18 protein-coding genes are annotated in these 24,441 nt (G+C 65.0%); 10 read left to right on the top strand and 8 right to left on the bottom strand.

What is annotated here, in order from left to right; translation table 11 throughout:
• Nucleotides 1-130: 130 nt before the first annotated feature.
• Nucleotides 131-1,630, bottom strand: a complete 1,500-nt coding sequence (locus tag C1876_RS14915) for a helix-turn-helix transcriptional regulator (protein ID WP_114547518.1) — start codon at nt 1,628-1,630, stop codon at nt 131-133.
• A 263-nt stretch (nt 1,631-1,893) separates the two neighbouring features.
• Between C1876_RS14915 and C1876_RS14910 the strand changes: the two genes are divergently transcribed.
• From C1876_RS14910 to C1876_RS14900, 3 genes are read left to right on the top strand one after another with little or no spacing between them, the layout of a single operon-like run.
• Nucleotides 1,894-4,797 (top strand): molybdopterin-containing oxidoreductase family protein, encoded by a 2,904-nt coding sequence (locus C1876_RS14910; RefSeq protein WP_114547517.1) that lies wholly within the window; start codon nt 1,894-1,896, stop codon nt 4,795-4,797.
• A gap of 3 nt (nt 4,798-4,800) precedes the next feature.
• Nucleotides 4,801-5,484, top strand: coding sequence for a 4Fe-4S dicluster domain-containing protein (locus tag C1876_RS14905; RefSeq protein ID WP_114547516.1), 684 nt, complete (start codon nt 4,801-4,803; stop codon nt 5,482-5,484).
• Nucleotides 5,484-6,392 (top strand): dimethyl sulfoxide reductase anchor subunit family protein, encoded by a 909-nt coding sequence (locus tag C1876_RS14900; protein WP_114547512.1) that lies wholly within the window; start codon nt 5,484-5,486, stop codon nt 6,390-6,392. The genes C1876_RS14905 and C1876_RS14900 overlap by 1 nt, the downstream gene beginning before the upstream one ends.
• A gap of 385 nt (nt 6,393-6,777) precedes the next feature.
• On the opposite strand, the gene C1876_RS14895 is transcribed toward C1876_RS14900, so the two are convergent.
• Complete coding sequence (locus C1876_RS14895; protein WP_114547515.1) at nt 6,778-8,256, bottom strand: response regulator transcription factor; 1,479 nt, start codon at nt 8,254-8,256, stop codon at nt 6,778-6,780.
• A 271-nt stretch (nt 8,257-8,527) separates the two neighbouring features.
• Between C1876_RS14895 and C1876_RS14890 the strand changes: the two genes are divergently transcribed.
• The 4 genes from C1876_RS14890 to C1876_RS14875 all read left to right on the top strand — a co-directional run bounded on the left by C1876_RS14890 (nt 8,528) and on the right by C1876_RS14875 (nt 14,998).
• Complete coding sequence (locus C1876_RS14890; RefSeq protein WP_114547514.1) at nt 8,528-11,674, top strand: molybdopterin-containing oxidoreductase family protein; 3,147 nt, start codon at nt 8,528-8,530, stop codon at nt 11,672-11,674.
• Nucleotides 11,675-11,677: 3 nt separating this feature from the next.
• Nucleotides 11,678-12,343 carry a 4Fe-4S dicluster domain-containing protein gene (locus tag C1876_RS14885; protein ID WP_114547513.1) on the top strand — a complete coding sequence of 222 codons (666 nt, stop codon included), beginning with the start codon at nt 11,678-11,680 and terminating at the stop codon, nt 12,341-12,343.
• Entirely contained in the window at nt 12,343-13,251 is a 909-nt protein-coding gene (locus C1876_RS14880) for a dimethyl sulfoxide reductase anchor subunit family protein (RefSeq protein ID WP_114547512.1), read from the top strand. The genes C1876_RS14885 and C1876_RS14880 overlap by 1 nt, the downstream gene beginning before the upstream one ends.
• Nucleotides 13,252-13,501: 250 nt before the next feature.
• Nucleotides 13,502-14,998: a response regulator transcription factor gene (locus tag C1876_RS14875; RefSeq protein WP_114547511.1), complete on the top strand. Its 1,497-nt coding sequence runs from the start codon at nt 13,502-13,504 to the stop codon at nt 14,996-14,998.
• Between the two features lie 9 nt (nt 14,999-15,007).
• On the opposite strand, the gene C1876_RS14870 is transcribed toward C1876_RS14875, so the two are convergent.
• The 5 genes from C1876_RS14870 to C1876_RS14850 form a co-directional block, all read right to left on the bottom strand.
• Nucleotides 15,008-15,901, bottom strand: a complete 894-nt coding sequence (locus C1876_RS14870) for a 4Fe-4S binding protein (protein ID WP_114547510.1) — start codon at nt 15,899-15,901, stop codon at nt 15,008-15,010.
• Complete coding sequence (locus C1876_RS14865; RefSeq protein ID WP_114547509.1) at nt 15,898-16,518, bottom strand: 4Fe-4S dicluster domain-containing protein; 621 nt, start codon at nt 16,516-16,518, stop codon at nt 15,898-15,900. The genes C1876_RS14870 and C1876_RS14865 overlap by 4 nt, the downstream gene beginning before the upstream one ends.
• Nucleotides 16,519-16,534: 16 nt before the next feature.
• The gene (locus tag C1876_RS14860) at nt 16,535-17,230 is read right to left on the bottom strand and encodes a TorD/DmsD family molecular chaperone (RefSeq protein ID WP_114547508.1); all 696 of its coding nucleotides are present in this window, start codon (nt 17,228-17,230) and stop codon (nt 16,535-16,537) included.
• Nucleotides 17,231-17,346: 116 nt separating this feature from the next.
• Nucleotides 17,347-18,015, bottom strand: a complete 669-nt coding sequence (locus C1876_RS14855) for a peptidylprolyl isomerase (RefSeq protein WP_114547507.1) — start codon at nt 18,013-18,015, stop codon at nt 17,347-17,349.
• A 111-nt stretch (nt 18,016-18,126) separates the two neighbouring features.
• The gene (locus C1876_RS14850; RefSeq protein ID WP_114547506.1) at nt 18,127-19,608 is read right to left on the bottom strand and encodes a helix-turn-helix transcriptional regulator; all 1,482 of its coding nucleotides are present in this window, start codon (nt 19,606-19,608) and stop codon (nt 18,127-18,129) included.
• A 284-nt stretch (nt 19,609-19,892) separates the two neighbouring features.
• On the opposite strand from C1876_RS14850, the gene C1876_RS14845 reads away from it, so the two are divergent.
• The 3 genes from C1876_RS14845 (at nt 19,893) to C1876_RS14835 (ending at nt 23,215) form a co-directional block, all read left to right on the top strand.
• A complete protein-coding gene (locus tag C1876_RS14845; protein ID WP_114547505.1) occupies nt 19,893-21,545 on the top strand; it encodes an FAD-dependent oxidoreductase in 1,653 nt (550 codons plus the stop codon).
• Between the two features lie 7 nt (nt 21,546-21,552).
• Nucleotides 21,553-22,251, top strand: coding sequence for a cytochrome c3 family protein (locus C1876_RS14840; RefSeq protein ID WP_114547504.1), 699 nt, complete (start codon nt 21,553-21,555; stop codon nt 22,249-22,251).
• Nucleotides 22,252-22,432: 181 nt separating this feature from the next.
• A complete protein-coding gene (locus C1876_RS14835; RefSeq protein WP_114547503.1) occupies nt 22,433-23,215 on the top strand; it encodes a 4Fe-4S binding protein in 783 nt (260 codons plus the stop codon).
• Nucleotides 23,216-23,354: 139 nt separating this feature from the next.
• Here the strand turns inward: C1876_RS14835 and C1876_RS14830 are convergent, their stop codons facing one another.
• Entirely contained in the window at nt 23,355-24,332 is a 978-nt protein-coding gene (locus tag C1876_RS14830) for a hypothetical protein (protein ID WP_114547502.1), read from the bottom strand.
• Between the last annotated feature and the right edge of the window lie 109 nt (nt 24,333-24,441).

Raw genomic sequence — 24,441 nt, 5'->3', positions numbered from 1 at the left:
GCGCAATTGGGGGGGGGCGGGGCCCCACAAGCATCACTTTCCCGGCAAGCTCTTTTCGGGCGCGGTCCGTCCTCCCCAACCCCCTTGCAAACGGACGAACCGCCTCCGGAAAGGGCTTGCCTTTCGAGAACTACGCTTTCTCGGCTTCCACTAAATCCATGAGCTCCTGCTGTGTGTGAATATCCAGCTTCTGGTAAATATGCTGGCGATGGGTGGATACTGTGCTCTTCGACAGATACAGGTGCTCCTGCACGTACGGGAGGTTGCGTCCCTTCGCGAACATGATCATGATCTCGCCCTCGCGCTCGGAGAGGCCGTGCTTCTCAATCACCTTGAGGCACTGCGTGCGAAAACGCTGCTTGCGCGCGAGCGGAATGATATCCATTGCCCTGATCAGATCGGATTCCGAGAAGATCAACCCGCTTACCAGCAAAAGGATCAAGGTCGAGGCCAGCATGACGGGGTAGGCCGATTCGATCGAGAGGCCTGCCACGTGAAGGATGTAACGTCCCAGCAGCATGCCGAGAAGCGGTCCGATGGCCCAGGCTGCTCGCACGAACCCGAACGTCCGCACTCGCGCTTGCTGGTACCTGCCGCACACGGCGGTGATGATCACCCACATGAACATGCCGAAGCACGTGTAGGACGCCGCGTTCACCGCATGAGGCAGGTGCACGCTCACGCTCGGGTAGACGAGGGGCAGAGGGAGCAGCAGGACACCGCCCACCAACAGCAAAACCAGCGCATGGTAGCAATTCTTGGCCATGCGCTCGGTTTTGGAGCTGAGCAGGCCCAGCGCGATGACGATGATGCCCACGGTCACGCCAAACGCCGCAAACGACTGGGCGAGGGCGTAGGCGGTGCCGTCGGTGTTCGCGATGCCCATCTGTACGTAGAGCGTGCGGGCCGCTTCGTTGGCGAAGCCGACCAGCAGCGAGCAAGCCGCAAGCTTCGCTACCAGCTGCTTCCATTCGCTCTGCTCCTGCGCGTCGTCCAAGGCATGCTGATCGAGCAGCGAACAAGGCGACTCTTGAACGGCGAAGGGGATGCCCTTCTTCCCGAATTCAAGCAGCACGGACGCGACAAGCGGCATGCTCGCCGCGAACACGCAGGCCTCGAAGGGCGAGAAGAGCAGGAACAACGCGAACAGCAGAGCGGAAACGATGCTTCCCGAGGCGGCGCCGATGACGGTGCTTCGCATGGTCATGAGGCTGAAGACCATGCCGAACTTGAACAGGAACAGGCCGGAGAACAGGCCGGAAAGAGCGCCGGCGACGAATAGCGCAACCTCGCCCGCGGCACCCTCGAGCCCGGCAAGCGGCATGATGAGCGTGGATGTCGCAACGCCAAGCGGCAGCGCGAACGTCGTCCCCCTGCGTTCGAGCAGCATGCCCGTCGCGCGATCGAACGCACCCGCGAGCAGCAGCGTGAGCGCTACGGTGACGATCGATACCAAGTAGATGGCATCGAGCAAGGATTCCCCGTGTCCGTAGCTGGCGTAAAATCCCATGCTTTTGAAGCTCATGGACACCCATGCCATGTTGCAGCCCAATGCGGTTCCGATGGCAAGTTCGGCCGTCGTGGGCAGCGTGGCGGTGAGGGAACGTGCGTGATTGTGCGTGCTTTGCATAAGCGTACCCCTGCGCTTCTGCTCGTGCGGCTCGTCGTCCGCTTTTCTTCTTCCATTGTACCGCCCTGCCGTTCGGGACGCTTCGGCAATTCCAATTCATCGTGCGATTATTGGTGATTCCATTTTTCATATCACCTGGTCAATGGGCATCGTGCGATGAGCACGATGCGGTGCGCTCCAAAAACGGGCTTTCAAGACGATCCTGCTTCGGTGTCTGCTGGCTAAGCTCGGGCTGTGTTTGCATGATGACGAGAGGAGGAGGAATGGGAACGTTGTTCATGACGCGCCGCGCTTTTGCGAAGGCGTCGGCCGTGACGATTGCGGCAGCGGGCGTGGCCGGAATCGGCGGACAGGCGCTTGCTGAGCAGGAGGGGGCATCGTCGACGGGCTCGGGAGAGGTGAAGCACATCCGATCATGTTGCCGCGGTTGCGGCAAAATGGAATGCGGCGTGTGGATTACCGTCAAAGACGGTCGCGTCATCAAGTCGGAAGGTGACGAAAGCGCCTTCCAGTCGGCGGGCAACCACTGCGCCAAAGGACAGGCGTCGCTGCAGGCGGCCTACCATCCCGACCGGCTCATGTATCCGCTGAAGCGCACGACGCCGAAGGGCCAAGCTCCCGAATGGCAGCGCATCAGCTGGGACGAGGCGTATAAGACCACGGTCGATGCCATCCACGAGCTCCAGAAAAAGTACGGCAACGAAACGTGCATCTTCATGGGCGGCACGTCGCGAATTTGGGCAATGGGCCCCTACGGCGCGTTGAAGCAGTGCTTCGGCTCGCCGAACGGCATCCAGGCGAACGAGATATGCAAGGGTCCGCGCTTCTATGCGACCAAGCTGAACGACTCGAACGCCTACAGTTGGATGGAGGTGGTGGGTCATCCTCGCGTGTTCGTGCAGTGGGGCGGCGCGTCCGAGTTGTCCAACTACGACGATAGCTGCCGCACGACGGTGGACGTCGCCACGCGCGCCGACTGCCATATTCTCGTTGATCCGCGCCAGACGAACTTGGGCAAGGAGGCCGATATCTGGGTGAACCTGCGTCCCGGCACCGATGGTGCCGTGGCGAATTGCTGGGCGAACATCATCATCGAGAACGACCTGTACGATGATCTGTACGTGCGCAAATGGATGAACGCCCCCATGCTCGTCGTGGAGGAAGATTCCTTCAGCCCGACCCCGTCGAGCTCGAGCGCCCAGTCGAAGTCCATCAACACGCGCCTTCTGAAAGAGAGCGACTTGAAAGAAGACGGCTCCGACACGCGCTTCATGGTTCTGAACGAGCTGACGGGTGAGTTGAGCTGGTACGATGCCGGCGGCGACAACCCCGGTTGGGAAGGGGAGGACTGGGCGCCTGCGACGGCCGGAAAAGAGGCGCATCAGTTCGGTCTGGATATGACCGGACAGGCCCAGGGTTTCGTGCTTGACTACACCCCGTTTCCCGACGGCCTCTATCCGGCGCTCGCGACGGAGGCGGGCGGTCGCGAAGTGGAGTTAAAAGACGGGACGACGGTGCATGTGCGTACCGTCTGGGAGCGCTATAGGGAATTCTTGCAGGACTATACTCCCGAGATCGTGGAAGAAGTGTCCGGCGTGTCTGCCGACACGCTGCGCAAGGCGGCCATCACGTACGCCACGCGCGTCGACCCCTCAACCGGTTACGGCAACGGCGGCATCCAGTACATGCTGGCGGGCGAGCATGCGTGCAATGCCACGCAGAACAATCGCGCCTGCGATCTTTTGGCGGGGATCACCGGCAATATGGACGTGCCCGGAGGCATGCGCGGGTCCACGCCGGGATGGCCGGTGTACGACCTTGCCATGTGCGTCCCGGATTCCGGCAAGACCACGGCGTACACGCTTGACAAGATTCTCGGCAAGGAACGATTCCCCATGATCGGTTCCGACTGCAACCCCAGCTGGGCCGATGCAACCAGCGTGTACGACGCCATCGAGAGTGGAGAGCCGTACAACGTCACCTGCGGCATCGGGCAGACCGGAGACTTCATGAATCAGTCGAACTCCCTGTTTGCGTCCGAGCAGCTGTGCAAGCTGGAATTCTGGTGCTCCATCGACTTGTGGCATACGCCGTGCGTGGACATGGTGGCGGACATCGTGATGCCGGCTGCGCACTGGATGGAGCTCGATTGCATTCGCAAGTCGCAGGGTTCTTCCGGCGCATTCGGCGCAACGGTGAAGGCCGTCGATCCTCCCGGCGAGGCGAAAAACGATCTTGAGATCATCGTAGGGTTGTTCCAGGCGGCGGGCGTTCCGTATTTCGACGAAGCGGTTCACGGGGCGGCGTGGCTCGAAGGCGACGAAGCGGTGCGCGCGTGCAACAACATCGCACTCAAGGGCTTCCGGATCACCGAATGGGAAGAGTACAAGAAGGAATTCCAGGAGAAGGGCTGGTTCGACTCCAAGAAGGAGAAGCCGGAAGCGTGGGGTACGTATCGACGCTATCAGCTGGGAAACGGCGCCATCAACGGAGATTTCCCCCCAACTCCCAACCCTCATCAGGGGTGGAACACCACAACGCACAAGCAGGAAATATGGTCGACCGTGCTCGAATCGTGGCTGCCGGGACAGGGCGAGGAGTTTCCGAAGTTCGTCGAGGCCCCTCATGGTCCGGTTGCCGACCCCGGTTTGTTCGAGGACGACAACTCGTTCTTGATGACCACGGGCCGTCGCCAGGGAACCTATTTCCATTCCGAGCATCGTCAGCTGCCGTGGTGCCGCGAGCTGTGGCCGGTGCCGCGCTTGGAGATGAACCCCGTCGATGCCGAGCGCTTGGGCTTGGAACAGGGCGATTGGGTGTGGATCGAAACTGACCAGCACAAGATTCGCGAAGTGGTCGATCTGTATTACGGCATTGCTCCCGGCGTGGTGAACGCCGAGCATCAGTGGTGGTATCCCGAGCTGGACCAGCCCGATCACGGCTTCAAGCTGTCTGGCGTGAATTGCCTGATCGATCGCCACGCTCAGGATCGCATCATCGGCTCGTCCAACCTGCGTGCTTATGGCGTGAAGGTGTACAAGGCCACGCCGGAGAACTCGCCGTTCGGCAACCCGGTGCCCTGCGGCGACGATGGCACTCCCATCATCCACACCTGCGATGACGAGCGCCTGAAGAGCTGGATGCCGCTGTATGAAGGGAGGGAATAGATCATGACGCAGTATTCGATTTTGACGGATCTGAACAAGTGTGTTGGGTGTCTTGCTTGCTCGATCAGCTGCAAGGTGATCAATAACGTTCCCGTGGGTTCGTACTGGAACAAGGTGCTGCGCGTGGGGCCGAATCCGCGCGTTGAGGGAGGGCAATGGCCCGATGTGTACACGTACTTTCTCACGGTGCAGTGTCAGCATTGCGAGGACCCCGAGTGCGTGAAGGTGTGCCCAACCGAAGCCTCCCACAAGTTGGAGGACGGCACCGTGCAGATTGACAAGTCGAAGTGCATCGGCTGCCAGTTCTGCGCGATGGCCTGCCCCTACAGCGTGCGGTATTTGAACGAGGAGGAGCGCGTGGTGGAGAAGTGCACGCTGTGCGAGCAGAAGATCGCGCAGGGCGAGCTGCCGCAGTGCGTGGCGCAGTGCGGCGCGCGTGCGCGCTGGTTCGGCGATCTTGAGCAGGGCGTCGAGAGTTTTGTGACGTGCGGATGCGATACCACCGATCCGTCGTACGACGCGCAGGCGGCGTTTCGCCTGGTGCTTGGCGATTGCATCGGCGAAGACGGTTCGTTCCCGGTCAAGCCTTTCGGCGAAAGCGAACTGCATCATCTGCCCGACGTGGGAAACAAGCCGTCGTTCGTGTATGTCTTGCGAAACGAGACGTGGCAAGGAGGGGAGGAATAATGGAACTCCAATGGCCTCTCATCATTTTCACTACGCTGGTGGCGTGGAGCGCGGGGTTGTTCGGGGCGCAGGCGCTCGCGGCGCTGCGCGGTGACGGCGGGCGCGGGCAGATGGCCTCGCTGGTGGCGTCCGCCGTTTTGCTGGCCGTCGGCGGGATCGCGGTGTTCTTCCATTTGGAGCACTGGGAGCGCATCTTCAACGGCTTCGGACATATTACGAGCGGCATCACCCAGGAGCTGATCGCGATCGTGGTGGTCGTGGCCCTGATGGTCGTGTACTTCGTGTTCCTGCGGAAGGGGAGCGGCGTGCCGAAGTGGCTGGCCGCGCTGTCGCTCGCGATGTCCGTCGTGCTCGTGGCCGTCATGGCGCACAGCTACACCATGGCCGCCCGCCCGGCGTGGGACAGCGTGCTCTGGATCCTGGCGGTCCTCGGCGAGGCCTGCGTCCTGGGACCCGTGACGTACCAACTCCTCGCGTCCGCCTTCTCAACCATGGCTGCAGGCGACCCCGGGGAGCAACCTGCCATGCGCGCAGCCGATGTTGAGGGTCCTGCAGGTTTGATCCCGCTGGTCGGCGCGCTCGTCAACGCCGCGACCGCCGCCTCCTTCGCCGCCTTCCTCCAGCTCTCCGCGGGCTCCTTCGCGACCGTCGGCTACTACTTCGACCCGACGCACCCCACGAAGGCCATGGCCGACGCCGCCGCGACGGTGGCCGGCCAGGCCCCGCTTTTGTGGGCGGGCGCGGTCCTCGTGGGCGCCCTCGTCCCGCTCGTCGCCTGCTTCCTCGGCCGCAAGTCCGGCAACTGGAAGCTCTGGGGAACCCTGGCCCTGGCCGCCGCCTTGATCGGGGCCGTCTGCCTGCGAGTGGTCTTCTACAACCTGGGTCTGAGCGTCTTCATGTTCTACTAGGCGGCCTCCCCAATTGCGCCCGCGGAGCCCCTCCCATCCCGCAAGACCCCCTGCGGGCGCAATTGGGGGGGAGAGCCTCACCCTACCCCCTGCGCCCGCGCATGCGCTTCCATCCCGCAAGACCCCCCGCGGGCGCAAAGAGGGGAGCCCCGGCTCCACCATAGCGCCCGCGGACTCCCTCCCATTCCGCAAGACCCCCTGCGGGCGCAATTGGGGGGGCGCCCCGCCCCGCGCAAGCGCTCCCATCCCGCAAGATCCTCCGCGGGCACAACTGGGGGCCGTGTTGCCACTGTGGAGGGCGGTCTTCCCGAAGCTTCCCGTGGACGCGATTCGTTTCCCTTACCCCCTTGCAAACGACGAATCGCCTCCACGGGGGGCTTTGGGGTTAGCTGGTACGTCCCTCGATGACGTCGAGGAACTCTTGTTTGCTGTGCACGGCCATCTTCTGGTAGATGTGGCGCAGGTGGGTGGTGACGGTGCCGCGCGACAGGTAGAGCTCCTCTTGGATGCGGGCGCTCGAGCGGCCCTTCGCGAACAGGATCATGATCTCGGTCTCCTTCGGCGAGAGGCCGAATTCGCCCGCAACCTCCTGGCAGCGATCGTGGAACCGGCGGCGATGCCCCTGTTCGTTGGGCTTGTCGGCTTCGTCGTCGCCCTTCGTCAGCGCGATGAGGTCGCTCTCCTTGAACACGAACATGTACGAGACGAGAATGGCCAGCGTGGCCAGCAGCGCGATGAGCGACAGCGTCTGCGGCGCGAACGGCGCCAGCTGGCAGATGGCCTGACCGGCCAGGGAGCCCAGTAGCACGCCCAGCGTGATCATGCCCCAGCCGATGCCGAACACCATGATGGACGAGAAGCGGAAGTTGAACGAGATGTCGGCCAGCAGCACCCAGATGAGTACGTTGAACGTGCCGTAGCCGGCCAGCGCAATGGTGCTCTCGACGCCGGACAGCCCGGTGAACACGGGCAGCAGCATGAAGAACACGGCCATGACCAGCATGACCGACTTGTACACGGATCGCAGGCCGATCTCGCGGGAGAACAGGATGCACCCGTAGATGATGGCCATGGTGAGCAGGCTCGCCCAGACGATGGGGAAGCGATAGAAGCTCTCCGCGGACGCGTCGTTCGCCAGCATGAACACGGCGCGCACCACGCCGTCGGCAAGACCGATGAGGCAGGCGCACACTCCGATTTTCCAGGCGAATTTCCCCAGATGCATCTCCACCGGCTCAACGTGGGCCGTGATACGCGGCGACCACGCCCGCAGATGGATGAACAGAATCCACCCCGATGCGAGCGGCAGGAGGGACGTCACGATGCACGCCGCGACGGAGGGGAGCGCCATCACGAGCGGTAACAGCGCCGCTGCGATGAAGAACGCGAACGGCACCTCGAACGCCGTCTTCTGCGGATCGGTGTTGCGGTAGAGCTCGCCGTATCCCAAATCGATGAGCCCCGAGCCTGTGCCGGTGGCGAGTGCGCCCGCGATGCCGAGCGCGAGGTGGGGCGCGCCAGGAAGCGTGACGGACGCGATGAGCAGCGTGCCGATGGAGGTGAGCACGGGCCCGAGCAGGCGGAAGAACCACCGTCCCATGAGCGTTTCGAACTGCCGATGCAGCAGCGCGCTTGCCAGGAGCGTGAGGCACAGGGCGATGGTCGACCAGGTGAACACCGCGCCGGTGACGGGTTCGCCATTCCAGGTGACCGAGCTGACCGCGGCTCCCAGAAACATGAGGTACACCCAGCCACGCGCAAACGCGAACCCGATGGTGCGCAGGCCGAAGAAGTTCTTCCAAGAAAGGCCCTCGAGGCGTTCCCTCGCTACGGCGAAGGGCGAAGGGTTGTGTGCCTGTGCCATCTCAAATCCCCCCAGATTCGATAATCCCCATGCGGAAACTATAGCACGCCCAACCGCGCTCGAAGGGGAAGCGCCCGCTGGCGCGTTCGGAAGCGGCACCGTCTTCATCAGGTATTTCTCCAAAATCATGGGAAATGCATGATGCGAACGAGCCGCTACGGGCGCTTTTTTCGCAGAAATGCATGATGCGTTTCGCCTGAGCGCCGGGCACACTCGTGCAAGTGAGAGGGGCTCATGCGCCCCGTGCTCAAGACGAGAATAAGGAGGAGGAATGGGAAAGCTCAATCTGACGCGCCGCGCGTTCACGAAGCTCACCGCGGTGACGGGAGCAGCCCTGGCCTGCGCGGCATCGGTTGCCCCGCAGGCGGCGCTTGCCGAGGACGCCGACGCGTCGTCGCGCGGCGGCGAAATCAAGCGCGTGCGCACGTGCTGTCGCGGGTGCGGCAAGATGGAGTGCGGCGTGTGGGTGACCGTCCAGGACGGACGTGCCGTGAAGGTGGAGGGCGACCAGTCGTCGTTCCAGTCGAGCGGCAACTGCTGCGGCAAGTCGCAATCGTCCATTCAGGCGGCGTACCACCCCGACCGCATCTACCATCCCATGAAGCGCACGAATCCCAAGGGCGAGGACCCCGGTTGGGTGCGCATCACGTGGGACGAGGCCATGCAGACCATCGGCGAGAAGTTCCAGGAGATCATCGACCGGTACGGCGGACAGTCCATCTTCAACATGGCGGGCACGTCGCGCCAGTGGGTGTACGGCCCTTACGCGTTCTACAAGTGGCTGTTCGAAACGCCGAACGCGCACGTGGCGTCCGAGATATGCAAGGGCCCCCGTCGTCTCATGGGGTGGATCAGCTCGGTTGACGGCGCGCCGTGGATGGCATTGCGCGACGGTCCGCGCGTGTACGTGCAGTGGGGCACCGCGCCCGAGAACTCGAACTACGACGACAGCTGCCGCAACCTCGTGGACAAGATGACCGAGGCCGACGTGCACATCTGCATCGACCCGCGCCTGTCCGGCTCCGGCAAGGAGGCCGATTACTGGCTCAATCTCAAGCCTGGCACCGACGGGGCGCTCGCTCTGTGCTGGCAGCATATCATCATCAAGAACGACCTGGTGGACTGGGAATTCGTCAAGCGCTGGACCGATGCGTCGCTCTTGGTGGTGGAGGACATGGAGCCCACGGGCGGGCGCTACATCGACCTGTCGTCGCCCGTCCAAGTGCCGCCGCTCGAAGACCTGATCGGCACGAAGTTGAAGACGCGCCTGCTGAAGGAGAGCGACCTGAAAGAAGGCGGCAGCCCGCACAAGTTCTACGCGTGGAACAAAAACGCCAACGACGGCGCGGGCGGTCTGGTGTACTGGGACGCCGACGTAACGCAGTGGGAAGGCTGCAACCACGTTGCGCCGACGCGCGACCAGATGGAAGTCGTGTACCAGGGAACGTCGCAGGAGGGCTACCTGCCGCCGCTGTCGTTCTGGGAGCTTGAAGAAGCCGGCATCGACTTCGACCTGCAGGGCACGCACGAGATCGAGCTGGCCGATGGCACGAAGCACGTTGCCAAGCCCGTGTGGGCGTACCTGGAGGAGTCCGTGAAAGACTGCACGCCGGAATGGTGCCAGGAGAAGACGGGCCTCGATCCCTCGCTCGTGGAGGAGGCGTGCCTTGTGTGGGCGACGCGTCCGGCGGGCCAGACGTACGGAAACGGCGGTATCCATCTGAACCTCGCTCCCGACCAGGTTGGCAACTGCGCCCAGACCGTGCGCGCCGTGCTGCACCTCTCGTACATGACCGGCAACTTCGACGGCCCTGCTGGCAACCGCGGTCTCACGCGCACGCCGGTGGACGAGCAGGCCACGGCCGCTCCCGGCTCCAACATGCCGCAGGAGGTCAAGTGGACGCTGAAGGGCATGGAGGCCATTACCGGAGAGCCGCAGTGCCCGCCGTTCTACCTGCCCGACGTCAAGCTGGAACCCACGAACATCCCCGACCGTCGCGAGGTCCTCGGCAACATGGTGGGCGGCGACAAGTTCCCCATCCTGCCGTACTACAACGAGTGGGCCGACGCCACCTGCTTGTGGGAGGCGTGCATCACCGGCGATCCGTACCCGCTCAAGGGCGGCATCAACGAGTCCGGATCGTTCATGAACATGTCCAACGCCACGTTGGCGTGGGAAGCCCTCTCCAAGCTGGACTTTTGGGTGGACATCAACATGTTCCACCATCCCGGAACCGAGATGGCCGACATCCTGCTGCCGTGCCAGCACTGGACCGAGCTGAACAACATCCGCGTGAGCCAGGGCGCTTCGGGCGGCATCGGGCTCACGCAGCGCGCCATCGAGCCGCCGGCGGACACGAAGTTCGACTACGACATCAACCGTCTGATCTTCGAGGCGATCGAAAAACAGGGCAATCCCAACGGAACGTGGACGAACATCAAGGGCGATGCTCCGGGCGCGTACCATCACGACGACCGTTTGGAGGACTGGTTCCAGGCGCACAACGAGAAGTCCGGTTTCAGCACGCCCTATCCGGGCTGCAAATGGGAGCACTTCGAAGACTTCAAGAAGGACTTCCAAGAGAACGGGTGGATCAACGCCAAGGAGATCGAACCTGATCGTTGGGGCACCTATCGTCGTTTCGAAACCGGCTGGATGCGCATGGGCAAGGATGCCTGCACGGCCGCGCCGTGGTCGGTCGACGAGGCGGGTCAGCCCGTGAACAACTTCGGCTGCCCGACGCCCAACGCGCTCGTGGAGTTCTGGTCCATGGCGTTCGAGACGTATTGCATCGACATGGCGAACGAATTCGAGCCGGGCAAGTTCGACCCCATCAAGGAAATGATGCCGAACTACGAACCGCCCTCGTCGTCTGCCGATGGCGGCGAGATCGATCTGAACGAGTACCCCATCATCCTCACCACCGGTCGCCGCATTCCCGTGTACTTCCACTCCGAGCACCGGCAGCTGCCGTGGTGTCGCGAGCTATGGCCGGCGCCGCGCCTGGAAATCAACCCCGACGATGCTGCCGAGCTGGGTCTTGAACAGGGAGATTGGGCGTGGATCGAAACCGAATGGGGCAAGGTGCGCCAGTGCGTGGACCTGTATTACGGCATCGCGAAAGGCTGGGCGAACGCCGAGCACGCGTGGTGGTTCCCCGAGCTGCCCGCGCCGACGCACGGTTGCATGCTGTCGAACATCGAGTGCATCTGGGACCCGCACGGCCAGGACAAGTTCATCAGCTCGCATCATATGCGCGGCGTGCCGGTGAAGATATACAAGGCCACGCCCGAGAACTGCCCCGACGGCAAGGTTGTCCCGTGCGCGCCGGAGGACGGCACCGAAATCATCTACGACGCGTCCGACCCGCGCCTGAAGGAATGGCTGCCGAACTACGAGATACGAGAGGAGGCGTAAGCCATGACGCAGTATGCGATTGTCACCGACCTCAATCGGTGCGTGGGATGTTTGGCCTGCATGGTGGCGTGCAAGGCCGTGAACAACGTGCCCGTGGGAAGCTATTGGAACAAGGTGCTGCGCATCGGTCCTTCGCTCAAAGAGGGCGGAACGACGTGGCATGACGTGGAGATGTACTACCTGCCCGTGCAATGCCAGCACTGCGACGACCCCGAGTGCGTGCGCGTGTGCCCGACGGGCGCCTCGCACAAGCTTGAGGACGGCACCGTGCAGATTGACAAGTCGAAGTGCATCGGTTGCCAGTTCTGCGCCATGGCCTGCCCCTACAACGTTCGCTATCTGAACGAGCAGGAGCGCGTGGTGGAGAAGTGCACGCTGTGCGAGCAGATTGTGGAACAGGGCGGCTTGCCGCAGTGCGTCATCCAATGCGGCGGTCGTGCGCGATTCTTCGGCGATTTGGACGAGGGCATCGCGTCGTTCGAAGCGCCTGCGGTGGGCTACGAGACCGACCGCACCTACGACAGCCTATACGAGGGCAACCGCGTGACGCTGGGCGAGCTGGCGCAAGCGTATGACGAACGCACCGACCTGCACCATCTGCCGAACGTGGGGAACAATCCGAACTTCGCGTTCATCCTGCGCAATCGCGATTGGAAGGGGGAGGAATAATGGAACTCCAATGGCCTCTCATCATTTTCACTACGCTGGTGGCGTGGAGCGCGGGGTTGTTCGGGGCGCAGGCGCTCGCGGCGCTGCGCGGTGACGGCGGGCGCGGGCAGATGGCCTCGCTGGTGGCGTCCGCCGTTTTGCTGGCCGTCGGCGGGATCGCGGTGTTCTTCCATTTGGAGCACTGGGAGCGCATCTTCAACGGCTTCGGACATATTACGAGCGGCATCACCCAGGAGCTGATCGCGATCGTGGTGGTCGTGGCCCTGATGGTCGTGTACTTCGTGTTCCTGCGGAAGGGGAGCGGCGTGCCGAAGTGGCTGGCCGCGCTGTCGCTCGCGATGTCCGTCGTGCTCGTGGCCGTCATGGCGCACAGCTACACCATGGCCGCCCGCCCGGCGTGGGACAGCGTGCTCTGGATCCTGGCGGTCCTCGGCGAGGCCTGCGTCCTGGGACCCGTGACGTACCAACTCCTCGCGTCCGCCTTCTCAACCATGGCTGCAGGCGACCCCGGGGAGCAACCTGCCATGCGCGCAGCCGATGTTGAGGGTCCTGCAGGTTTGATCCCGCTGGTCGGCGCGCTCGTCAACGCCGCGACCGCCGCCTCCTTCGCCGCCTTCCTCCAGCTCTCCGCGGGCTCCTTCGCGACCGTCGGCTACTACTTCGACCCGACGCACCCCACGAAGGCCATGGCCGACGCCGCCGCGACGGTGGCCGGCCAGGCCCCGCTTTTGTGGGCGGGCGCGGTCCTCGTGGGCGCCCTCGTCCCGCTCGTCGCCTGCTTCCTCGGCCGCAAGTCCGGCAACTGGAAGCTCTGGGGAACCCTGGCCCTGGCCGCCGCGCTGATCGGCGCCGTCTGCCTGCGCGTGGTCTTCTACAACCTGGGTCTGAGCGTCTTCATGTTCTACTAGGCGGCCTCCCCAATTGCGCCCGCGGAGCCCCTCCCATCCCGCAAGACCCCCTGCGGGCGCAATTGGGGGGGGGCTCCGGTCCGCAGCTCACGAGGGAGAGCTCCCCAAACCCCTCCTCGGTCGCGATTCGCTTCCCCAACCCCCTTGCAAACGGGCGAATCGCTACCGGGGAGGGGTTTTGCGTAGCTGCGAAGTCAGGGTTTGGAGGGCTGTGCTACCATGGAGCGGGTTTGAAATTGAGGGGGATTCCATGGGCGATGGGCGCAGAGCGGAATACGAGGAGCAGGCTTCGCCATTGGCGGAGCAGTGGCCTTACCTGCGGTTTCTGGGGTTGGGCGCGTGGTGGGCGTGGATTTGGCTGTGCTACAACTCCACGGAGATCATGCGCATGTTCCCGGCGGAATCTCAGACGTCCTACGTCTATCAAATGTACCTGTTCTCGACGCTCGGCATTGCGGCGTCGATGTTCGCGGCGGCGTTCGCATGGAAGCGGGTGACGCAGCTCGTTGACAAGCGGGTCGTGGTCGTCGGGTTCGGAGCGCTCGCCACGCTGTCCACCATCTTGTTGGGGTTCTCGGTGATCATGGGCGCAGGCGCGTTCTTCGTGATAGCGGCCCTGCTCACGGGTGTGGGCACGTCGTTTCTGTGTCTGAAAGTGGGGCGTATCTATGGCAGCGTGTCGCTGGGCGACTCGCTCACGGCAGGCGCTATCGCGCTGCTGCTCGCTTCGCTGCTGTACTTCGTGGGCGTGGGCGTGCCGGCCGAATGGCGGCTGTTCTACATCGCGGCGCTGCCGCTGATGTCGAGCTTGCTGCTGGTGATGGGCTCGGTCGACCCGTTCTCGTCGACGGTGTCGGGCGTGGGCGAACGACGTGATCGGCGCTCGCCCGAGCGGCGCATCTACCGCAAGCTCGTGGTGGCGTCGGCGCTCGTTGCGGTCACGGCGGGCGTGGGCAAAGGCATCACGAGCGCGTTGGCGGGTACCGAGCTGTTCGCGCGTGAAGGCACCGTCATCGTGTTCTGCATCGGCGTCATTGCGGTGCTCATCGCCGTGCTGGTGAACCGCGGCGACGCCGTGCGCGGCGCGCGGCAGGTGTACTCGGCACTCATGGTGCTGGGCATGGCCATGATGCTGGCGACGTGCTTCGGCTTCGACATCGCGTTTTTGAGCATCGGGAAAGAGGCGCTCTGGCTCGTGTTCTCGTGCTTCATGGCGTACCTGGCGTTTCGCTTCGACCTGTCGCCGGTGCGCGTGTTCGGCGTGGGGCAGGGCGTGTACTTCCTCGCGTCGACGGGCGGCTGGGCGGTGGGTTCGCTCATCGCGCCGTACTATGGCGAGGCCGTCGTGCGCATGGGTGTGGGCGTCGGGCTGGCCTTCCTCGTGGTCGTGGTGCTGGTGTACGTGTTCCCCGAGACGGATCTCAAGCGGGTTATGGCCTGGTCGGTGGACGGAACGGGGCCGAACGAGCGCATTGCGCGCGTTCCCGGCGCGGCGTGCGAGCCCGAGTCCACCGTCGAGGAGGAGCCCGTCGCGCCCGCCGGCATCGCGCGGGCGACCGATCCGCGTTACGGGCTGTCGCAGCGCGAGCTGGAAATCCTCGACCTGTTCGCGCAGGGCCGCAGCGCCAACTGGATTGCCGACAACTTCACCATCTCGAAGAACACGGTGCGCTCGCACCTGCGCGCCATCTACACGAAGCTCGACGTGCACACGCGCCAAGAACTCCTCGACTTTCTGGAAGGGTAGGGCGGGGCGTTACCGCTCGGGTTTTGCTTCGATGCGGATGGAGGCGGTGGGGCAGTGCTTGACGCACTCGCCGCAGCGCGTGCATTCGCCCAGTTGAATGGCGGCGTCGTCGGCGTGGAGGTCGATGCGCTCGCTGCACACGGCGGCGCATACCGTGCAGGGCTTGCCCTCGGAGCGCCGCAGGCAGGTTGATGCGTCGACGCGCGGACGGAACAGGCGCGCGAACTGGCCGAAGATGTTGAGCAGCCCCGCGATGGGGCACAGGTTCATGCACCACTTCCGGTACAGCACGAGTTCGATGAGCAGCGCGGCGGGGAACACGATGGCCGACATGGTCACTTGCTTGTCCACGATGAGGTGCCAGAGCGACCCCACGGTGCCGAACGTGAGCCCGACGGGGCACACGAGGCAGAACAGCGGAAGCCCCGCGACGATGGTGGCCACGAGCACGGCGCCGAGAACCCAGGTGCGCCGATCGCGGAGGAGATGACGGAGGGAGGCGCCTCGATTTCCCCCTCTTACGTCGCGGATGGCGTTGGCTGGTTCGCATGGTTTGCTCGCGGCGCAAGGAGAAGGGGTGCAGGTTGAGGTTGAGGGGGCTTCGCGCTTGAAGAACTTCCTGATGACGGGCGCCGGGCAGCCCCAGGCGCACCAGGCGCGGCCGAACAGCAGCGCGAAGGCCACTACCACGGCGAGCGAGATGAGGGTGACGGGGACGAGGGCCTTGCTTGCCAGCAGCGCTTCGAGGCCGCCGAGCGGGCACAGCAAGAAGAACTGCCCGATGCCGAACGACGACGGCGTGCCGAGACCGAGGTCGAACGCGAGCGACGCGATGACGGCCACGAACACGAGGCTGAGCGTGACGACGCGCGCCTTCGTTATGCGATCGCCCTGCTTCATCATGCATCACTCCTTGCTCGGAACGTCGTTTCGGTCACCACTTCGATACCGCGTGCCTTGCCTCCGCTGAACGAGGTGAACACGTTCGCGGGGCAGATCTTCACGCACTCGCCGCAGCCGTTGCACGCGGTTTCGTCCACCACGGGTCGACGTCCGGCGTCGAACGAGAGCGCCTCGTAAGGGCATGCGTCCACGCAGATGCCGCAGCTGTTCGTCTCGAGAAACGCCAGGCAACGATCCTCGTGCAGGATGGCGCAGCCGATGCGCCCCTGGTCGGGGGCCCATGCGTCCACGGCGTCGATGGCGCCGGTGGGGCACACCTGGCGGCAGAGGTCGCAGAACGTGCAGCTGTCGTTCACGAAGCTGAGCGTGGGGGTGCGGGCTTGCAGCAGCCCGCCCTCGACGCCGAGCGGTTCGATGATTCCGGTGGGGCACACGCTGGTGCAGCGCTCGCACTTGATGCAGCGCGCCATGAACTCGTCTTCGGCGAGCGCGCCGGGCGGCCGCAGCACGTCGGCCTCGGCGACGAAGGGTCGCACGCCGGCTCCGATGACGATGCTCGCAACGAGGGCCGCGCCGCCCACGACGAACGTTCGGCGCGTCGGATTCTTCTCGGTCATAGCCGGCTCCCTCGCCTTACGCCGCGTTGCTCGTGCCGTCGAGCTGGGCCAACACGTCGAGAAGGATGGCGCGGCCCTGCTCGAGCGCGCCCTGCGCGACGGAGAGCATGCCGGGGTAGAACGTCAGCTTCGCGTACTGCTGGGCGATCTCGTTGAGCTCGGGAATCCAGTTGAGCAGGTGCTGATCGATGAATTCGAGCTGGCGCACGACGTTGCGGCGCAGGCCCGCCTTGTCCTTCTCCTGCGCGCAGGCCAGCGCGCGCTCGCTCATGTTGACGAGGTATTCGAATTCGAAGGCGAGGTGGTCTTCCGGCTCGTGGAGCGACGGGTCGACGAGGAAGCCGTCCTCGCGGAAGCGCGCCACTACGTCGTCGCGCGATTCCTGCATCATGATGTGCTCGTCGCTGGTGAACACCGACTCGTAGGGGATGGCGGTGCGGCGGTCCTTCGTGTAGACGCCGGCCGCGAGGAAGATGCGCGCGTACTCGCAGGCGAGCTGCCCGCGTCGATCGGTTGCGGAGAAGGCGAAGTACCGACGGATCATGCGATACCCCTGGTCGAGGTGCTCGTTGCCGGTGTCGTCGGGGTAGTCGGCGCTCGCCAGCTCCTCGATGGCCTGCTCGTTGAGCTCCTTGAACAGGATGCTGGAAAGGAAGCGGTACGTGTCGGCGCTCTCGGCGAAGAAGTCTTGGAGTTCTTGGTGGGACATCATGATGGTGGTCTCCTTGGGGGTTGGGGCTCTCTTGCTTGTGGCGCGGGGTCAACCTGCGGGATGCCGCCCCGCGCCATGGGAGGGGGAGGGATGAGGGGATGGAGGGCTACGAGAAGCTACTCCTCCCCCTCCTCTTCCTCTCGCTTCGCTCTTTCTCGCTCGAGCTCTTCCAGCACTTCTTTGGGGGACTTCGGGCGCGGGGGTTCGTGGGAGATCGCTTCGGCGAGCGCTTCTTCGTCGGCGCCCTCGATCGTGATGCTCTTCACGGCGTCGCCGATCGACAGCTTCTCCACGGTGTCGAGGCCCTCGATGGTTTGGCCGAACACGGTGAACTTGTCGTCGAACTCGGGCTGCTCGGACAGCGAGAAGTAGAACTGGCAGCTGCCGGAGTTCGGCTCGGACTTGTGCGCGAAGCACAGGCTGCCCAGCACGTGCTTGTTGTGCGGGTTGGTTTCCCACTCGTCCACGATGGTGTAGCGCGCATCGCCCGTGCCGGGATGGATGCCGCGGATGATGCCGCGCGCCGCCGCGTCCACCTGCGCGGGCCCCAGCGTGCGCGTGGTCGGGCAGCCGCCCAGCACCACCGAGCCCGGCTTGTGCGCATGGAACTTGAGGTTGTCGTAGAAGCCGCGCGCCGCGAGCTCGATGAAGTTGCCCACCGTCACGGGCGCATCCTTCCCCGCCAGGCGCACGCGGATGGTGCCGCGCGTCGTGTCGATGACGGCTATCTCGTCACCGTTGGGAACGTAGTGCGGGGTGTATACGGGCAAGACGATTCGTCCCATGGGTTCCTCCTTGTATCTCGAACCAAGCGTTTCCCCCCATGATACTCAGCGCCCGCGCCGCTGCATCGGATGAAGCATCGTATTTTGCCGCAGACGCTACGACCCGGCGCGTTACCCGTAGGCTTCCACGAGGTCGATGAGCTCCTGCTGCTTGTGCACGCCCAGCTTCGCGTACACGTTCTCGATGTGCGTCTGCGCCGTCCCCTTCGCTATCTGCAGGTCGCGCATCACGATGGACAGCGTGCGCCCGCGCGCCAGCAGCACGAGCACCTCGCCCTCCCGCGGCGTGAGGTGCCGGTCGGCGGCGACAGCGGCGCAGCGCTCCTCGAGCGAGGGGGCAGGCGGCGCGCCCGCGTCCGCGAGGCCGTCACCGTCCGGCGCGCCCTCGGCCTTCTGCGCGTCGCGCGTCCGGCTGCGCTTCCCCACCACCTGCGCAATGGTTCCCTCGGGGATCACGAGGAACGCGGTGACCACCAGCACGGTCACGCACAGGATGCCCACGGTTGACATGAGCACCGAGCCGTCGAGCAGGCACGCATGCAGCTGCGCGCCCACCAGATACCCCAGCCCCATGCCGCACAGCGTGGCGGCCACGCCGTAGCCGAACACGCGGTAATGGCCGCACGGGTCCTCGCGACGGCGCGCAAGATCGACGAACAGTATCCACGTGACGATGTCGAACAGCTCGTAGCCGATGCCGATGAGCAGCACCGACAGCGCCCAGTGATCGTAGAAGAACAGCGAGACGATGGCCATGCCCAACGCCATGAGGGGCAGCGACAGGCGGTACGCGAACACGGGCTCGAACTTCTCGCCGCAGACGAAGGCGAACACGAGAAACAGCGTGCCCACCACCACGAGCGCGAACACCGAGCTGCCGCCGAACACGACGAAGGGGTCGATCACACCTTCGCCTGGAAGCGAATCGAACACGCGGCAGAGGAAGCTGAACACGCCGATGCTCACCATGAGCTGCACGACGGACTTGCGCGAAAGCGGGGCGCGGGCCTCGCTGTCCGCCGCAACCGGCTCGCCGTCGTCGCGCGACGTCTCCACGAGCAGCAGCACGAACGACATGAGCGGGAACACGAAGAACGCGAGGAAGCCCTGCTCGTCCACCACCAGGGCGATGAGCAGCGCGATGACCACGGCCGTGGCGGGATAGCAGGCCAGCGCGAACGGCACGGGGCGGCGTGCGTACTGATCGCCCCACAGCACCTGCAGGAAGCTCGACGCGGCGCCGCCCACCACCACGAGCACCATGAGCGCGGGCCCGTGCCCGCACGTCAGCGCGATGGGCATCGCGACGGCGCACAGCACGGTGAGCACGCCCGTGATCGCGCGCAGCTTCGCCCCGAAGCGCTCCTGCGACGCAACCCGGCGCGACGCCGCGGCCACGCCGGCCGCGGCAAGCGAACCCGCCAGCAAGAACGTCCAGTTCGACGTCTCCACCAAGCTGACGACGGCCACCGCCGACAGGCACAGCACGATCCACGCGCGGCAAAACGCCAGCCCGAGCAAGACGATGTAAAAGTCGAGCGAGCGCCAATCGGGGCAGAATTCCGTGAACCGATCTTGCATCCGTGCGCCCATACGCCTCTCCCCTTTCGCGAACCGCGCCTTCCCCGCGCGATTCGGCCATCATCCCACAGCGCAGTATAGCAAGCACGTGGTTTCCGCATATCGGATGGAGCACCCTAATGCGTCGCCACCCAGGCGAAACGGGGTTCCCGCCGCGCCCGTTCGACAAATGGGGGCCTGCGCTCGATGGCGCGCGAGCGCCGTCGGCATAAGGTGACGGCAGCGCATTCGACACGCGAAGCGCATGGTGCACAGAGCAGTACGTAAGCAGTACGCACGCAGGAGAAGGAGGAACCATGGACCATCAGCTACAAGGGGGCCTGTCCCGTCGTTCGTTTTTGAAGGGCGCCGGCGTTGCGGCCGCCGCCGTGGCGGGTTCGGCCGCACTGGCCGGCTGCGCCTCGGGCGCGGAAGCGGCGGACGATTGGATGCCGAAGAACTGGGACTACGAATGCGACATCCTCGTGGTCGGGTACGGCGGCGCGGGCATGTGGGCATCGCTCATCGGCGCCGACGAGTGCGGCCAGAGCGTGCTCGTGCTGGAGAAGGCGCCGGTGCGCGGCGGCGGCAACAGCTCCATCAACAACGGCGAGTTCGCCATCATCAACGATGCCGAGGGCATGCGGCAGTACTGGCACGAGATGACGCAGGACGTGGACACGCCGTCCGAGGTCATCGACGCGTGGATCGAGGAAGGCCTGCGCAACTGCGAGTACGCCGACAAGTACGACCTGGAGTACGACATCAACGAGAAGGCCATCGCCGGCACCATCCCCGAGTACTCGTTCCTGCCGGGCGGCGCGGGCTGCCAGTCCATCGCCGACCCTCCGGGATTCGGCATGGCATCGTTCGAGATCCTCGATCAGAAGCGCAAGGACCTCGGCGTGGACGTGCTGTTCGACTGCCACGACGAGCACCTCATCCAAAACCCCACCACGAAGGAAATCGTGGGCTGCACGGTGACCATCGGCTCCGAGGAGAAAACCGTGAAGGCGCGCAAGGGCACCATCCTGTGCACCGGCGGCTTCGAGTTCAACGAGGATATGAAGCGCAAGTACCTCAAGTGCTACCCCTTCAAGTTCGAGGGCTGGAAGTACAACACGGGCGACGGCATCCGCATGACCGAGGAAGTGGGCGGCAAGCTGTGGCACATGGGCCTGGCCGGTGCCATGTACGGCATGTGGACGCGCGACCCCGAAAACGACTTCCTCGTGCTCATGATGCCCTCCGATCAGACGTTCATCTACACCGACCGCCTGGGCAAGCGCTGGGTGGACGAGACGCGCATCGGCTCGCCGCACAACGGCTGGCACGCGTTCACCCACTTCAGCGACGAAATCTGCGACTACGACCACTGCCCCAGCTGGTGCGTGTTCGACCAGACGCTGTTCGAGTCGGGCCCCCTGTCCACCCGTCAGGGCGATTGGTTCGAGTGCGGCAACTTCACCACCATGCTGCCCGACGAGCTGCGCGACTGGGAAGGCTGGTCGGACGACAACCAGGCCGAGGTGGACAAGGGATGGATCATCAAGGCCGATACGCTTGACGAGCTGGCCAAGAAGATGAAGGACATCGACAAGTGGATGGACGCCGACACGCTCAAGGCCACGGTGGACACGTGGAACAAGGTGTGCGAAGACGGCAACGATCCCGAGTTCCACCGTTCCGCGGAAACGCTGAACCCGCTGAACAACCCGCCGTTCTACGCCTACACCGTGTACCCCGGCTCCTGCTCCACGCTGGGCGGCGCCATGAAGAACGAGCACGGTCAGGTGCTGGACGTGTTCGCCGAGCAGCCCATCCCGCGCCTGTACGGCGCCGGCAGCTTCGGCAACATCCACTCGCACACCTACGGCATCACGGGCGGCAACGTGGCCGAGAACATGATTTGGGGTCGTATCTCGGCGCGCCATGCCGCCGCGCTCGACGCCTGGGACGAGAAGAAGTAGGACGCTCATGAATGCTTGTACTCACCTGAACCGACGGGCCGCGGTGCTCGGCGCGGCGGGCGTGCTTGCGGTGGTGTTGGCCTTGGCGGCGGCGTTGTGGCTGCTCACAGGGTGCGCGCCGGAGGCGGAATCGCAGGACGGCGGCTCCGCGCCCGAGAGCTCCGCGAGCAGCGGGGCGGACGCGGGCGGCGCAGGCGCCATGGACGGCCAGCCGGTGAACTGGACGATGGAGTCCGATTGCTCGCTGTGCCACACGTCCGAGGCGGCCTCGGCCGCCGACGCCGCCTGCCCGCAGGGCACGGCGCACGAGGCGGAAGGCGTCACCTGCGTGCAGTGCCACACCGAGGAGAGCGTGCTGACAACCGAGCATGCCGACGTGAAGTTCGGCGACAAGGTTGCCACGAAGGCCACCGTGGCCACGGTCGACCCGGCCACGTGCGCGTCATGCCACGGCACGATGGAGGAGATGGCCGCGAAAACCGTCGACTCCACGGCGCTCACCGACGACAAGGGCACCACGGTGAACCCGCACGAGCGCCCCGCCGGCGAGAAGCACGACGAGAACCCCGCAACGTGCACCGACTGCCACAACAACCACTCGAAGGACCTGCCTAAGGACGCGATGCGTTACTGCGCCCAATGCCACCACCGGGGCACCTTCGAGTGCGGCACCTGCCACGAGCTGCGCGAGCGCAGCGCGAGCTAGCACGGCCCAACCGCACGATCGCACAACCATACCGCGGGGGGCGAGCCTTCCTTCCCTCCCTTCGCCCCTCCAACGCGAGCCCGGCATCCTCCCCGCCGGGCTCGTTTCGCGCGCTGCGCACGGGCGGGCGAAAAGGGGTATCATTACACGACGATCAGCAGGAATCGAGAGAGGAAACCCCATGTCATCGTCCGTTCGCGCCGTGTTCTTCAGCCCCACCCGCACCACGAAAACCATCACGGAGACGGTGGCGAACGCGCTCTCAGCCCCGCTCGAAGCCGCGCGCGCAACCGTCGACCTCACGCTGCCGGGCCAGCGGCCGGCCGACGTCGTCTGCGAGGCCGACGACGTGCTCGTGTTCGGATTTCCCGTGTACGCCGGGCGCGTGCCCGTGCTGCTGCGCGAGCAGTTCGCGCATTTGAGCGGCCAGGATACGCCGGCCGTGGTGGTGGGGCTGTACGGCAACCGCGACTTCGACGACGCGCTGCTTGAAGCGGCCGACCAGCTGGCAGAGCGCGGGTTCACCGTGATCGCGGCGGGCGCGTTCATCGGCGAGCACTCGCTCACGGCGCGCGTGGGCACCAACCGCCCCGACGACGCCGATATCGCGACGGCCCGGGAGTTCGGCCGCGAGCTGGGCGCGCGCCTGGCAGCCGGCGAAGCGCTTGCCGCGCCCGCCATCAAGGGCAACCGTCCCTGCAAGGAGCTCAAGCCCGGCCCCGATGTGCGCCCGCTCACCACGGACGACTGCACCAGCTGCGGCATCTGCGTCGCGCGCTGCCCCCTCGGCATCATCCACGAGGACGACCCCTTCCTGGTCGACGCCGGCTGCCTCCACTGCTGCGCCTGCGTGAAGGGCTGTCCCGAGAACGCAAAGCATTTCTCCAGCGAGTCCACCGACATGGTGATAACCATGCTAGAAACCAAATGCCAGGAACGAAGGGAGGCAGAACTGTTCTGGTAGCCCCCCTACATGCGCCTGGAGTGCGACGCACCTGATCGGAAACGCACCCCAGGCGCAACCAGCGATCCCACCGGTTGCGCCTGGTAAAGCTCCCCAACACGCACGATTATTCCCAGGCGCATGGGAAGGGAGAGCAGCCCTAATCCAGCAGCGCTTCTCCCAGCACCGAGTCGAACCGCACTGACGTGCCGTCGGCGTACGCCACGTTCCACACGCGGTAGTCTAGGTGCTCGGGCACGCCGCCGGCTTCGAGGGCGCAGCCCTCACCCGACACGTCCGCATCGGCTGCGGCATCCGCGCCACCTTCAACCTCCGACACGCTCACGGCGAAATCGCCCGCATCCGCATCGGCTGCGGCATCCTCGGCAGCGATGTCGGTGGGGTCGATGCCGTTGCGCAACGCGGCCTCGGCCTCGGACAACGCGTCGTCGAGCTCCTTGCGCGTCGGCTGGTCGCGGTTCGACGTCGCACCCTGCAGCTCGTCGGTCCAGCCTTCGCCCGTCGCGACGTCGACCTCTTCGGAATAGTGATCCACCTCGCGCAGCACCGGACGGTGCGCGGCCTCGTACTGCGCCGCCTCAAGCCGCTCGTTTTCGTGCGCGGCCTCGCGCTGCGCCTCGATGCTCACGCAGGCCGGGATGCGGATGGCCGCGATGGCATCGGCTCCGAATGCGCCGCCCACCAGCAGCTGCCGCGCGCGGGCGACGAAGCCGGCCGCCTCGGCAGGAATGGACGAGTCCTTCATGCGGATGGCGATGACCGGCCCCGTGCCGAACTTCACCTCGGCCCACGTGAACGGCACCGGACGCTCGCCGTTGTTCTGACGCGCGTCGTTCTCGCGCGCCACGAGCGCCGACGTCTCGGCGAACTCCTCGTCGAGCCACGTGGTGAGCGCGTCGCGCCACAGCGGATCTTCGTCGGCCTCGGCCGTCACCGCGTCGTCGCCCAGGTCGAAGCGCAGCACGTTCGCGCGCTGCGACCCCTTCGCCGCGCGTTTCACTTCGGTGGGTGCCACCGCGGTGAAGCGGCGCGCCATCTCGACGCTGTCGCCGCCTTGGTAGCTTTCCTCGTCAAGGACGATGTTCAACTGCACGGGAGGATGAATCGATGCAGGCATGGTGATTCCTTTCGCTGCGAGCCGAGCGCGCGCGTCCGAAAACGACCACGGCGCCGCGGCGGAATGTTCCGTATCGCAGCATTGTCTTCCATCGCCCCCACCCCCCACC

The organism is Eggerthella sinensis (assembly GCF_003339815.1).
In the GTDB taxonomy this organism is placed as follows: Bacteria; Actinomycetota; Coriobacteriia; order Coriobacteriales; family Eggerthellaceae; genus Eggerthella; species Eggerthella sinensis.
The sequence above is the reverse complement of the archived record's forward strand: the minus strand, read 5'-3'. Positions and strand labels throughout refer to the sequence as shown.

Coding starts and splice junctions, on each gene's coding strand:
- C1876_RS14830 (WP_114547502.1), bottom strand. CDS start 24,332: ATGCCTGCATCGATTCATCCTCCCGTGCAGTTGAACATCGTCCTTGAC.
- C1876_RS14910 (WP_114547517.1), top strand. CDS start 1,894: ATGGGAACGTTGTTCATGACGCGCCGCGCTTTTGCGAAGGCGTCGGCC.
- C1876_RS14875 (WP_114547511.1), top strand. CDS start 13,502: ATGGGCGATGGGCGCAGAGCGGAATACGAGGAGCAGGCTTCGCCATTG.
- C1876_RS14895 (WP_114547515.1), bottom strand. CDS start 8,256: ATGGCACAGGCACACAACCCTTCGCCCTTCGCCGTAGCGAGGGAACGC.
- C1876_RS14885 (WP_114547513.1), top strand. CDS start 11,678: ATGACGCAGTATGCGATTGTCACCGACCTCAATCGGTGCGTGGGATGT.
- C1876_RS14850 (WP_114547506.1), bottom strand. CDS start 19,608: ATGGGCGCACGGATGCAAGATCGGTTCACGGAATTCTGCCCCGATTGG.
- C1876_RS14855 (WP_114547507.1), bottom strand. CDS start 18,015: ATGGGACGAATCGTCTTGCCCGTATACACCCCGCACTACGTTCCCAAC.
- C1876_RS14835 (WP_114547503.1), top strand. CDS start 22,433: ATGTCATCGTCCGTTCGCGCCGTGTTCTTCAGCCCCACCCGCACCACG.
- C1876_RS14890 (WP_114547514.1), top strand. CDS start 8,528: ATGGGAAAGCTCAATCTGACGCGCCGCGCGTTCACGAAGCTCACCGCG.
- C1876_RS14915 (WP_114547518.1), bottom strand. CDS start 1,630: ATGCAAAGCACGCACAATCACGCACGTTCCCTCACCGCCACGCTGCCC.
- C1876_RS14870 (WP_114547510.1), bottom strand. CDS start 15,901: ATGATGAAGCAGGGCGATCGCATAACGAAGGCGCGCGTCGTCACGCTC.
- C1876_RS14840 (WP_114547504.1), top strand. CDS start 21,553: ATGAATGCTTGTACTCACCTGAACCGACGGGCCGCGGTGCTCGGCGCG.
- C1876_RS14905 (WP_114547516.1), top strand. CDS start 4,801: ATGACGCAGTATTCGATTTTGACGGATCTGAACAAGTGTGTTGGGTGT.
- C1876_RS14880 (WP_114547512.1), top strand. CDS start 12,343: ATGGAACTCCAATGGCCTCTCATCATTTTCACTACGCTGGTGGCGTGG.
- C1876_RS14865 (WP_114547509.1), bottom strand. CDS start 16,518: ATGACCGAGAAGAATCCGACGCGCCGAACGTTCGTCGTGGGCGGCGCG.
- C1876_RS14845 (WP_114547505.1), top strand. CDS start 19,893: ATGGACCATCAGCTACAAGGGGGCCTGTCCCGTCGTTCGTTTTTGAAG.
- C1876_RS14900 (WP_114547512.1), top strand. CDS start 5,484: ATGGAACTCCAATGGCCTCTCATCATTTTCACTACGCTGGTGGCGTGG.
- C1876_RS14860 (WP_114547508.1), bottom strand. CDS start 17,230: ATGATGTCCCACCAAGAACTCCAAGACTTCTTCGCCGAGAGCGCCGAC.